Source organism: Vreelandella sp. 162(4c) (assembly GCF_058152265.1).
On the sequence record NZ_CM176981.1, the window covers coordinates 3,760,470 to 3,772,355 of the forward strand.

General features: G+C 57.0%; 11 protein-coding genes. 6 read left to right on the plus strand and 5 right to left on the minus strand.

Annotation, left to right across the window (positions count from 1 at the left end):
* Positions 1–54: 54 nt before the first annotated feature.
* Positions 55–1,158: a TRAP transporter substrate-binding protein DctP gene (dctP, locus tag AC4EYZ_RS17210; RefSeq protein ID WP_009288576.1), complete on the minus strand. Its 1,104-nt coding sequence runs from the start codon at positions 1,156–1,158 to the stop codon at positions 55–57.
* 434 nt (positions 1,159–1,592) lie between these two features.
* Here dctP and AC4EYZ_RS17215 point away from each other — a divergent pair, with 434 nt between their 5' ends.
* Together AC4EYZ_RS17215 and AC4EYZ_RS17220 are read left to right on the plus strand one after the other, a co-directional pair.
* Positions 1,593–3,680 (plus strand): tRNA(Met) cytidine acetyltransferase TmcA, encoded by a 2,088-nt coding sequence (locus AC4EYZ_RS17215; protein WP_474191140.1) that lies wholly within the window; start codon positions 1,593–1,595, stop codon positions 3,678–3,680.
* A 27-nt stretch (positions 3,681–3,707) separates the two neighbouring features.
* Positions 3,708–5,174: an aminoacyl-histidine dipeptidase gene (locus tag AC4EYZ_RS17220; RefSeq protein ID WP_457548176.1), complete on the plus strand. Its 1,467-nt coding sequence runs from the start codon at positions 3,708–3,710 to the stop codon at positions 5,172–5,174.
* Between the two features lie 66 nt (positions 5,175–5,240).
* On the opposite strand, the gene AC4EYZ_RS17225 is transcribed toward AC4EYZ_RS17220, so the two are convergent.
* From AC4EYZ_RS17225 to AC4EYZ_RS17235, 3 genes are all read right to left on the minus strand, one after another.
* A protein-coding gene (locus AC4EYZ_RS17225) for an IS3 family transposase (protein ID WP_223827930.1) occupies positions 5,241–6,598 on the minus strand; the annotation gives its coding sequence in 2 pieces (ribosomal slippage) (positions 5,241–6,116 and positions 6,119–6,598; 1,356 coding nt in all).
* Positions 6,599–6,683: 85 nt separating this feature from the next.
* On the minus strand, positions 6,684–7,160 hold the full coding sequence (locus AC4EYZ_RS17230) for a Dps family protein (RefSeq protein WP_027958621.1): 477 nt from the start codon (positions 7,158–7,160) through the stop codon (positions 6,684–6,686).
* A gap of 260 nt (positions 7,161–7,420) precedes the next feature.
* Positions 7,421–8,554, minus strand: coding sequence for a glycerate kinase (locus tag AC4EYZ_RS17235; protein WP_474193142.1), 1,134 nt, complete (start codon positions 8,552–8,554; stop codon positions 7,421–7,423).
* Positions 8,555–8,694: 140 nt separating this feature from the next.
* Here AC4EYZ_RS17235 and AC4EYZ_RS17240 point away from each other — a divergent pair, with 140 nt between their 5' ends.
* From AC4EYZ_RS17240 to AC4EYZ_RS17255, 4 genes are all read left to right on the plus strand, one after another.
* Positions 8,695–9,255 carry a hypothetical protein gene (locus tag AC4EYZ_RS17240; RefSeq protein ID WP_009287466.1) on the plus strand — a complete coding sequence of 187 codons (561 nt, stop codon included), beginning with the start codon at positions 8,695–8,697 and terminating at the stop codon, positions 9,253–9,255.
* Complete coding sequence (locus tag AC4EYZ_RS17245) at positions 9,252–9,611, plus strand: hypothetical protein (protein WP_027958624.1); 360 nt, start codon at positions 9,252–9,254, stop codon at positions 9,609–9,611. Before AC4EYZ_RS17240 ends, AC4EYZ_RS17245 begins: the two co-directional genes overlap by 4 nt.
* Positions 9,608–10,267, plus strand: a complete 660-nt coding sequence (locus AC4EYZ_RS17250; protein ID WP_190374671.1) for a DUF1007 family protein — start codon at positions 9,608–9,610, stop codon at positions 10,265–10,267. The genes AC4EYZ_RS17245 and AC4EYZ_RS17250 overlap by 4 nt, the downstream gene beginning before the upstream one ends.
* 79 nt (positions 10,268–10,346) lie before the next feature.
* The gene (locus AC4EYZ_RS17255) at positions 10,347–11,396 is read left to right on the plus strand and encodes a nickel/cobalt transporter (RefSeq protein ID WP_009287464.1); all 1,050 of its coding nucleotides are present in this window, start codon (positions 10,347–10,349) and stop codon (positions 11,394–11,396) included.
* Positions 11,397–11,403: 7 nt separating this feature from the next.
* On the opposite strand, the gene AC4EYZ_RS17260 is transcribed toward AC4EYZ_RS17255, so the two are convergent.
* Positions 11,404–11,823 (minus strand): HIT domain-containing protein, encoded by a 420-nt coding sequence (locus AC4EYZ_RS17260; RefSeq protein WP_027958625.1) that lies wholly within the window; start codon positions 11,821–11,823, stop codon positions 11,404–11,406.
* Positions 11,824–11,886: the final 63 nt, after the last annotated feature.

Here is an 11,886-nt window from a genome sequence, read left to right on the forward strand (position 1 = left end):
GCGGTCAGCACAAAAAAACCGCCCTGGCAAACACCAAGGCGGCACAGAAGCGCCTTACAGGCAGGCTTCGATCTCTTCCAGTGAGGGCAGGTTATCCATCACGCGACTCATGTTGAAAGGAGCGGAAACATCGCGCCAGGTCGCGTAGTGCTCAAGGTAGGCAATCATCGACTGGTAGACCTTGGCGTGGTCAGCAGATTCGCAAGCACCGCGCAGAATCACCTCGTTGGTGACTTCCTGAATGCGCGCCAAATCTTCTTCAGAGAACTGATTGATCGTGACGCCCGCGTCGATAAACTTCTGTGTGGCTTCGGTCGACTGGCGCTCAGACCAGGCCAGTGACCATGCCATGGTGGCATCCGCCGCAATACGCAGAGTCTCTTGGGTCTCTTCTGAGAGGGCATCCCAGGCGTCTTTATTGATCATTACGCCAAATACGCTGGCAGACTGGTGCCAACCGGGGGTTGCCCAGTAGTCCGCCACTTCGGCAAAACCGGCATTGAAATCAACGCCAGGGGTGGAGAATTCACCCGCATCGATAACGCCGCGTTCAATGGCTTGGTAGACTTCACCACCCGCCAGAGTGACTTGCGAGCCGCCCAGCTCTTCGAGTACGCGGCCCTGGTCGCGGCCCGAAAGGCGCAGACGCTTGCCTTCCAGGTCGGCAATGCTTTCAATCGGGGTGCGGCCCATAAAGCCCGACTCATTGTTGGTAATGCCGTAAGGCAGATAAACCATGTTGAACTGGCCGTAGATCTCTTCGTACAGCTCTCGGCCGCCCCACTGCTGAATCCAGTTAAGGTAATCAACGCCATTAAACAGGCTGGTGGTCGTGGCCAGTGGTGAAAAAGCGGGGTTCAAGCCGGCCCAATAGCCCGGCCAGTCGCCTGCGGCTTCAATGCTGCCCGTTTCGGTGGCGTCAAATACTTCTGTGCCGGGCATCAGCGTACCGCCTGCGCGGAAATTGATCTGTAGCTCTTCTCCCGCCAATTGATTGACCAGTTCCACCCAGTGCTGGTCAATCTTGATCAGGTCAAGGTTTTCCGGCCAGGTGCTGGTCATTGTCCACTCTTCTTGTGCTTGGGCGGTGGTCGTTAAGGCAGCGAAGGCAATACCAGCGGCAAGGCCGGTGAGGGCAAATTTGTTCATTGTTTTCATGATGTATTTCCTGGTTTGGCGCGTGGCGTTATTAGTGTTGGGTACCTGGATGCAGGAAAGTGCAGCGCTGCTGGGTTACGTTTACGTAAACATGGGTTTTAGCGCTGCAGAGCTAAATTAGCACAACAACCCCGCTGCAGTGCAATATCAGTAATGTAAGAGATTTCAGCCGTTGGTTTTTATGGGAAAACCCTATTGGTTTAATTAAAACAAATAGTTATGTTGTTTTTTAAGCGTCGAGATGAGTAGTTGCGTCGCTCAAGAACGTTGAAAGGAGTTAAATTGTTCAACCAAAGTTGTAGCATAAGCGCTCCATAAGAGGCTCAGCGGCACACTTACACACTTAATAGGGTAACGTGATGGGAAGCAGTCGCGCTGGAGCAGGAAATCATTTGTTAAATATCCATGTGCTAGAGAATAAACCGCAAGCGCGGATGGTGGCGGCGTTGGTTCATCATGCGCAGCGTTTGGCCCGCCGCCGCTGGCGCCAGCTTGTGTGGCTAAGCGGCGATGCCGAGCAGTGCCAATCCCTTGCGCAGGCTTTATGGCAAGCCCACCCCTGGAGTGCGCCGTTATGGGTGGGGGGCGAACACCTGTCGCCACGCAAGGCGCGCACGCGCCTGGGCGCAGAACACCAGTTGGTAGTGCTCGACACCCACCGCACCGGGTTTGATCCCGAAGCCTTGGGGGCGCTGGCGGGAACGCTCACCGCCGGTGGTTTGCTGGTATTGCTCACCCCGCAGCCGTGGGGAGAGTCACCGGATCCAGACTACGCACGTTTTGCTGATCATCCTTGGCGCTGGTCAGAGCTGAGCTGCCACTACCTGGCGCGCTTAGCGCGCCAGTTGCAGGCCTCGTCTCAGGTAGTACGCTGGCGCGCTGACCAGACGCTGTATCTACCTCGACTGCCTGTGCGCAAAGCAGATGAAGCCGCAAGTGGCGATAGCGACTGCCTGACTTCAGACCAAGCCTACGCAGTGACACAGCTGGTTGGCTTAAAGCGCCGCCGCCCGTTGGTAATAACCGCTGATCGTGGGCGCGGCAAAAGCGCCGCGCTGGGCATTGCCTGTGCTCGGCTGCTGACCCACAAAGCCCAACGAGTAGTGCTCACCGCGCCGCGGCTGAGTGCGGTGGAGAGCGTGTTCGAGCGGGTAGCGGCACTCTGCCCGGATGGCCGACGTGTCGCTACCGGCCACTTTGTATTGGCCGAGGGCAGCGAACTGATGTTTTTACCCCCGGATGTGCTCACCGAGCAGGTTAACTCTCAGCAGCAGGGCGGTGATGGCAGTTATCTAATGGTCGATGAGGCGGCGGCGATTCCCGCTGCACTGTTGGGCCAGTGGCTCGCGGTCTTTCCGCGTATTGCTTTTGCCACCACGGTGCACGGCTATGAGGGGTCGGGAAGAGGCTTCGCCTTGCGCTTTCGCGCGACCCTTGATCGCCTGACGCCCCAGTGGAAAGCGCTAACGCTTAACGCACCGATCCGCTGGCGCAGCGGCGACCCGTTGGAAGCTCTGGTCAATCAACTGCTGTTGTTAAAAGCACCGCTGCCCAGCGCTCAGACGGATGGCAGCGCAGTGGCAACCAAGGTGATTGATCGAGCTCGCCTCGCCCATCAAGACGCTATGTTGGAGAAGCTGTTTGGGCTGCTGGTACAGTCGCACTACCGCACCTCTCCCAATGACCTGCGCCAACTGCTTGACAGCCCGGGTGCTCAGCTACGCATGATTGAGCAGGCAGGTGAGCCTCAAGCGGTGTTGGTCACCCGTGAAGAGGGCGGCTTTGAGGCCACTCTTGCCGACCGGGTCGCCCGCGGTGAACGACGTCCCCAGGGGCATTTGTTGGCGCAATCGTTGGCAACCCATGCCGGTAGCCGTGAGGCATTGACTGCCCGCTGGCGTCGAGTGGTACGTATCGCTACCCACCCCGAGCGGCGACGCCAAGGCTTGGGGCAAGCGTTACTAGGCGAGGATATGGACGCTGCCAAGCAGCAAGGTGCTGCACTTTATGGCGCGACCTTCGGCGCTGAAGCGTCACTGCTGCGCTTTTGGCTGGCGCTGGGTTTTACGCCGGTACGCTTAGGGATTACTCGGGAGACATCCACCGGGGAGTTCGCTGTTATGGTGGCCAAAGCGTTGAACTCAGAGGGCGAGGCGGTGCTTGCTGATCTTAGTGAGCGCTTCCAGACGGCGCTCCCAGCTCTGCTGGCTTTTGAACTCAAGGCGCTACCCGCAGCAGTGCTCGTAGTGCTGCTCGCTCAAATGCCAAGCATGCCACTGAGTGACCGCGAGTGGCAGGATATCGAGGACGTAGCGACCGCCCATCGCGACCCCGCTCTTGCCCGCTCGGCTCTGCAAGCCTTGGCCCACGTAGCCAGCCACCGCGCTTTAACTGAGACACAACAGCAGGCACATCAACAATTATCTGCCTGGGCGTTCCAAAATATCGCTCTGGCGGATGCTCATAGCGACGCAGTGAAATCCCTGCGCCTCGCTGTCAACAGCCTCATTGAGGTAAAGTAGATCGGTTACCGATAACGAAGAGTCTTTATGAACGCACATCTTGACGCGCTTGAGCCCTCCTTGGTTTGGCGCCACTTTCGAACGCTTTGTAATACGCCGCGCCCCTCTGGGCATGAGGCGGCACTCGTCGCTACCCTCGAAAGCTGGGCCGATGCCCAAGGCCTCGCCCACGACCGGGATACCTTCGGTAATTTACGCCTGCTTAAGCCAGCCTCTCCCGGCTGCGAACAGGCGCCCGGCGTGGTACTCCAGGGCCACCTGGACATGGTGGCCCAGGCCAACAGCGATCATGCTCACGACTTTACCCGCGACCCGATCAGTACCTATGTGGCCGACGGCTGGCTGCACGCCGATGGCACCACTTTGGGCGCAGACAACGGATTGGGCGTGGCGGCGATTCTCGCCGTGCTGGAAGACCCTGATTTACGCCACGGGCCGTTGGAAGCGCTATTCACCTTGGAAGAAGAGACCTCCATGGGCGGCGCTCTGAACCTGGCTGAAAATTGGCTCGAAGGTTCGCTGCTACTCAACCTGGATAGCGAAGATCGGGGGCAGGTCTATATTGGCTGTGCGGGCGGGGCCGACGTTGAAGTCGATGCCCAACTGCCCAGTGCCGCCGCTGGCGACCACGAACGGGTGATCGAAATCGTCTTGACCGGCCTGAAGGGTGGCCACTCCGGCGCGGATATCCATAAGCCGCTGGGTAACGCCAACCGGTTGTTGGTTAGAGTGCTGCGCTCCCTCGAGGCGTTTGATGCGCGCTTGATTAGCTACCAAGGCGGCACCTTGCGCAATGCGATTCCCCGGGAAGCCTTTGCCCAGGTGGCGCTGCCCGCCGATGAAGTGGATGCGGCCATGGTGTCTATCGCCGGGCTGGAAACGATTCTGTTAAGAGAGTTAGGCAGTGGCGACAGCGGCCTTAAAATTAGCGCCCAACGTCTGACTGAGATACCCGACGCGGAGCCGCTAACCTTGGACGCCAGCGTTATGCTGCTGGCCGCGCTTCACGCTGCCCCCTGTGGCGTCGAGCGGATGAGCGCGGATGTGCCAGGCGTAGTGGAAACCTCCAATAACCTGGGCGTGCTAAGCCTGGAAAATGGCCGGTTACATCTCTGCGCACTGGTACGCTCACTCCACGACAGTGCGGTGGTGGCCATGGGGGATCGCTTTCAAGCGCTGTTTGGATTGATCGGCGCACGGGTAAAAGTTGAGAACAGCTACCCAGGTTGGGCGCCGAATCCGAATGGCGAGCTTCTAGCGACCTTTAAAGCCCGCCATGCGGCGCTGCTGGGCCGTGAGCCGGAGGTGAAGGTGATTCATGCCGGGCTCGAGTGCGGCATTCTTGGCGGCAAATACCCGCATTTGGATATGATCTCTTTTGGCCCGCTGATTCGCGGCGCCCATTCGCCGGATGAGCGGGTAGAGATCGCCTCTGTGGAGGAGTTTTGGTCAATGCTGCGGGCGCTGATTGAAGATCTTGCCGATCAGCGCTAGTTCTCCTACGCGAATACAAAAACGGCACCTAGATGAACTGACCCCATAAACTTGGACAGTGAAAAACTAAGCAGCCAAGGCCTGATTTCGGTACTGCACCGGACTCAGGCCTTTTAATTTGGTCTTAATCCGCTCGTGATTGTAGTAATGGATATAGTGCCGAATGCCCGCCTGTAATTGCTCAATGGTGTCAAAGCGGTTCAGGTAAAAATATTCTGACTTCAGCGTACCAAAGAAGCTCTCCATTGCGGCATTATCCAGGCAATTGCCTTTACGTGACATGCTCTGAATCACGCCATGCTCGCTGAGCTTACGCCGGTAAGCTGACATCTGATATTGCCAGCCTTGATCAGAATGCAGTAAAGGCGCGTCTTGGTCGGCCAACTTAGCCAAGGCTTTCTTGAGCATCCCCCCTACCAGCGAGTACTGCGGCTGTTTCTGCATTGAGTAGGACACGATTTCCCCGTTGTAGAGATCCATCACAGGCGACAAGTACAGCTTTTCGCCTCGGATATTAAACTCCGTGACGTCGGTTACCCACTTTTGGTTGGGTCGTTCAGCATGAAACTGGCGGGCAAGAAGATTGGGAACACTGGCCTGTTGTCCACGATAGGAGCGGTATTTCTTCGGGCGTACCAGCGACTTCAAGCCTAGATGCTGCATTAGGCGCTGGACTGTCTTATGGTTGACCTGCTCGCCCGACTGACGCAACGCTGCTGTGATTCGGCGATAACCGTAGCGGCCTTTGTGATGCTCGTAGAGGACGTGAATGCGTCGCTTCAGACCAGCATGCCGATCTTCCAACTGCTGAGCCCTTGCCTGATAATAGAACGTACTACGCGACAATTCTGCTACTTTTAGCAGCACCGCCAAAGGGTGGCCTTGCTTCAGCTCAAGGACTATCTGCGCTTTTTCTGCGCGGCTTGTTCTTTTGCCTGACGCAAGGCCCTCAACTTTTTTAGGTAGGCCACCTCAGCACGCAAGTACTCATTCTCTTGGAGCAGCTGCTCCAGCGAGCTCTTATCCGTCAGTGGAAGTGGGGGCTTTGGGGGCTCTGTTGTAGGCATCTTCGTCGGACGTCCTCGGGCTTTAGGCTCCAACGCTTGGAAGCCTCCTTCATGATACTGGCTTTCCCACTGCCGTACGACGCTCGTACCACCTCGAATATCGAACAGAGTCGTCGCTTGTAAGGCTGATAGCTCCTCTTGCCTCATCTGTTGCAACACCGCTAATTTGAACTCAGCGCTGTAGTGGGTGAACTTTTTCTGCAAGCCACTTAGACCATGCTGTTCAAAGTGTTTAACCCAACGCCTGACGGTTGTAGGGCCAAGACCGTACTGTCTGGCCAGACTCTTGTAACCCTGCTGTCCTTCTGCGTAGCGTTGCACTACTAGTAACTTGAACGCTTCATTATGTTTCGTCATGAAAAACACCCCAATCGTTGGATGAGCGTCCAACTTTTGGGGTGCAGTTCATAGACGGTGCCGTTCTTACATCAAAAGATGACGCTTACTTGCTTAAATAGGCGTTGAGCATCCAGATGGTTTTTTCCTGCTCGCGAATGTAGTCACCGGCTTGCGCCGCGGTACCTTCATCGTCGGCGTCAGAGGCAAGCGCCAGCAGCTCACGCTGCAGCTCAATGATGGTTTGGTAGCCTTTCAGCACGCCTTTGACGCAGGTGGTGCCATCGTGAACGTCTTTATCTTCCTGAATGCGCGACAGCGTTACGTAGTCGCTGTAGGCGTGTACCGGCTTGTGACCCAGGGTCAGGATGCGCTCGGCAACCTCGTCCACTTTGGTCAGCAGGTCGGTGTAGAACTCTTCAAACTTGGCGTGCAGCTCGAAAAAGTCGCTACCGCGAACATTCCAGTGGTAGCCGCGTACGTTCATATAGAAAATTTGGTAATTGGCCAGCAGGTGGTTGAGCTTTTCTGCGAGTTGACTAGCGCTACCTTCGTGTAGGCCAATGCTGTTGGTGTCAGTCATATCCTGCTTCCTCTTTATGCCGCAGTGTTTATGCCACAGTAGGCGGCGGTTGATGCGTGCTTTCAGAATAGGGTGTAACTGTAGCGATGCAAAACAAGTTTTTTGCATCGCGGCCATAGATCTTTGAAATAGAACTTTGAAATTAGAACTTTGAAATTAGCGCTTTGCCATTGGTGCTTCGACATTAAGCCACTTTCGTTACCCTTTGCTGATTTAATAGATGCTGGCGGCGAGAGCTTTTTTCAAGGTCTACATACATTTCAAGGTCTGTGTACCCACAGACGAAGCAGGCTTTCACAGCGCGCTTCCAGCAGTTTAGCGGTGCGCGGTAGTGCGTCAGCTAACGTCATGGGGCCATCGGCTAACGCGAAAGCGGCGGTGACGCCTTCATCAAAACAGGCTTGCCAACCATCGCCTAGGCTGCCCGCCAGCACGATGACGGGTTTGTGGAGACGTTTGGCAGCACGGGAAACGCCGATGGGCGTTTTACCCGACAGGCTCTGCCCATCCAAACGGCCTTCGCCGGTAATCACCAGGTCGGCACGGGCCAACAGCGAAGCCATGCCGGCCTGCTGCATAATCATCTCAATACCGGGCTTTAGCGTGGCATTTAAAAAAGCCTTGGCCGCAAACCCCATACCGCCCGCGGCCCCTACGCCCGGTAGCATTCGATAATCATCGCTTAATGCATGAGCGCTGATATCGGCGAAGTGACCCAGCGCACGATCCAACTGCTCGACCTCTTCAGGTGATGCTCCTTTTTGCGGGCCAAATACCGCGCTGGCACCGCGTTCGCCCAGCAGCGGGTTGTCCACATCAACGGCGGCTTCCAGGCTAAACTTGGCTAACCGCGGGTCTAGCCCATCGAGTTCTAAGCTAGCCAATTGGTTAAGCGCCGCGCCGCCGGGGGGAAGCGGTTCGCCGTGTTGATCTAAAAAGCGCGCGCCCAGTGCCTGCAGCATGCCTGCGCCGCCGTCATTGGTGGCGCTGCCGCCAAGCAGCAGCAGCGCTTTTTCTGCACCTTGATCCAGTGCCGCCAGCAGTAGTTCACCCACCCCAAAGGTAGAGGTGTGTAGCGCATTACGCTCGTCGGCCGCTAAGTGCTGTAATCCGCTGGCTTCAGCCAGCTCAATAAACGCGGTACGCTGGTCGCTCAGCCATCCCCAGGCTGCTTGACGAGGGCGACCCAGGGCATCTTGAACGTTTAGCTGGCGCCGCTCGGCACCAGTCGCGGCGATGAGTGCGTCTAGACTGCCTTCGCCGCCGTCCGCTAAAGGGCAGACTTGAATGTGCGCCTCAGGTGCAGCGCGCTGCACGCCCCGCGCCATGGCAGTTGCGGCGTCTTGGGCGCTTAGTGCATCTTTGAAGCTGTCGGGGCAAAGCAAAACATTCATTAGCACGATCTCCGCAAAACGGTGTCTTCAATACGGTGTCTTCATTACCCTACAATGTCAGTTAAGTATGGCCACCTTTGGCGAGCTTAGCGCGCTAGCCTGCGCCAAACCAGCGGCCTCGCCCATTTAGAGGGACTAATATGAAGTCGATACCCATAAGCTTAACCTGTCTGCTGGTACTTGCTGGCTGCCAAGTGGTTCCTGACCGTCTGCCCCAAGCGGAACCAGCGCCAGCGGCTTCGTGCTATTTCCCCGCCATCCATGAGCAGGCGCTGGAAACCAGCGTTGAGGTGCTCACCGAGTGGGGGTTTACCCTGAACTCTACCGATACTTCCCTGGGCTTGATCAGCGCCAGCCGCGAACGGCCACTGCACGGCTATTATGATCCTTACGATGATGCCTACAGCTATGGGCGTGGAATGCGCCTGTTTGGTGGTGTGGGCATAGGGCGCGGTGGTTCCGGTGTCGGTTTTGGCATCGGGGGGATTGGTTATGGCGGTGGCGTGGGCCAGCAGCCGGTGGAGGTGGAGCGTGTGTCGCTACTGGTGGATGACGCGCATATACGTATATCCCGAGATATTCGCCGCTTCGATCACTGGGGTGATCTGCGTGAATCCTACAGTGCTAGCAACGACGATTTCTGTCAGCGCTTTCAAACCAGTTTTACGCAAACCGCCCCTGCGACCGGGAGGCCGTTATGAAAATGCGCCACTGGTTGTTAATCGGGCTACTGGGGGGATTGGTTGGCTGCGCGACGACAACGCCTTTGGAACCCCGTGAACTGGTTTACGCTACCTCTTCAGAGGAAACCTTCCGCGAAGCCGTGGAATTGATGGTGGAGCAGGGCTATGTGGTACGCCATGCGGATCTGTCGTTGGGGCGCGCCGAGGCATCCCTTGCCCGCTGGCCGGAGTATCGCCTGCAACTGCAGGTAAGCGAAGAGGGCAGGGGCAGCCGCGTACGTGTTTCGGCGCTGAAGGGAAGTCAGCCCTTGCCGCCCTATTTGCTCGACCCTTGGCTTGTCGCCTTGCAACATAAATTAGGTGTCGCGCCATGAAGTGGGCGGGTACCGCAGTAGCCGTTTGCTTGGGTATGAGTAGCTTTGTGGTCAGCCCCGATGCCCGTGCCCACCCTCACGGCTGGATCGACCTGAGTGTGCGGGTCATCACCGATGATCAAGGCATGGTGAGTGGCCTGCATCAAACCTGGCGGATGGATCCCTTCTACAGCCTGGTCGTTTTTGAAGAACTACAGCAGTTGGAAAACGCCAGTCTAGAGGAGGGGCTGGATCAGCTTGGCAAAGAGATTCGCGATAATCTCGCCGCGCAGCACTATTTAACCGAAGTGAGTATTAATGGTGAACGCCAGGCGTTGGGTGAGGTAAGCGAATATACCGCCATGGAGCGGGATGGGCGGCTTACCTTTATGTTTATCCTGCCGCTGGAAGCGCCCCAACCGCTGACAGATGCCATGCTTAGCTACCAAGTGTTTGACCCCACCTACTACATCGAAGTGGTGCACGAGGAGGAGGGTGGCCAGCCACGGGATGATGCACTGATACTTCACGGTGAGCCTGTCTGTGAGTTGTCTATTCTCCCCGCTGATCCCGACCCTGAGTTGGTGATGCAAGCGGCGCTGCTCGATAAAGATGAGAGTGGTGAGCCCGGCTTGGGGCGCTATTTTGCCGAAACCGGCCAAGTTGATTGTCGCTAGGCGCTGTTCGAAAACAGGCAGAGCCGTGCTATTTTATGGTCTTGTTACTTTATAACAACTTTTTCGGTGGAGCGGTTAAATGTTTTTAACACGGCCCTTTACACGTCAATTAGGGTTAATGCTGGGTCTTCTGCTAGCCGCAGCAGTGCTCATCATCGTTTGGCAAGGCGGGTTTCAGAGCGTGAGCTATCAGCTACTTGGTTGGCAGCGTGATCTGCACCGTTCGCTAACGCTGGCGATTACCGAACTGTCGCGCACCCCCACCATGGCGACCTGGGTGAGCCTGCTAGGCATTAGCTTCGCTTATGGCGTCTTTCATGCCGCCGGGCCGGGGCACGGTAAAGCCGTCTTGGCGACCTACTTAGCCTCCCACGGCGGTGCGGTAAAGCGCGCCTTGGGGCTCTCTTTTGCTGCCTCCTTACTGCAAGGCGTGACCGCCATTGCGCTGGTCGTTGTGCTGGTTTACGGCCTAGGCTGGATAACCCGGCAGGCCATGGGTAGCGTTGCCTGGGTAGAGCAGGCTAGTTTTCTGCTGGTGGCGGCGTTAGGGGCGTGGCTATGCTGGCGGGCCGTCAAGCAGTTGCGGCGAGCCTATCAGCCGGAGCGAGCGGCTCATTCGCACAGCCCAGGCCATGAACATAATCAAGACCATGAACATAATCCAAACCACGAACATAGCCATGGTCATGACCACAGCCACTGTTGCGGTGGTGCTCACCATATTGAACCGCATCAGGCGTTAGATTGGCGTACGGCGATGATGACGGTCGGCGCCATTGGTATGCGTCCCTGTAGTGGGGCGGTATTAATGCTGGGGGCAGCCAGCTTGCTGGGTCAGTTTGAGGTGGGGGTAGCATCGGTAGTGGCCATGTCGATCGGCACTGGGATAACCGTATCAGCGCTTGCCCTGGCGAGCATTTTTGCCCGTGGCTGGGCGCAGCGGCGCTTATCCAAGCAGCAGTACAGCCAGCGCAGCGTACAAAAAGCCACCGGCTGGGTGGCCTTGGCCGGTGGTGCGCTGATAGTAGTAATAGGGATTTCGCTTAGTGTTGCGGGCGTCGCACAGCCTGCCAGTGGGCCGCTCCTCAATGAGCCACCTGCTCGTCAAGGCCACCCATTAACGGGGTAAAAGTCGTCTATATATCAAGCCCGTCGATAAGTGCCAGTAACTGATCCCGTAACTGCGCCTGGCCATCCAGGTCGTAGGGTTCGGGGCTGCCATTGCCCCATACCGGTGCCGGCCAGGTCGCATCGCTGTGCCGTCTAAGCACAACGTGTACATGCAGTTGGCTAACCACATTGCCTAGCGAGGCAATATTGATTTTGTCCCCCTCAAGCGCTGTTTTCATTGCTTCACCTAGCTGAGTGGCTTCCCGCCACAGCTGCTGCTGGTCGTCAGCAGGAAGCTCAAATACTTCGCTAATAGAGGCGTGGCGCGGTACTAGAATCACCCAGGGATAGCGTGCGTCATTCATTAATAGCACGCGGCTTAGCGGAAGGTCTGCGATGGGGAAGGTGTCGGCGGCAAGGCGTTCATCCAGCTCGAATTTGATCAAAGGATAGGCTCCGGGCAAGGGTTTAGGTAATTGCTAGTATAGTCGCCTCGAAGCGACGTAGGG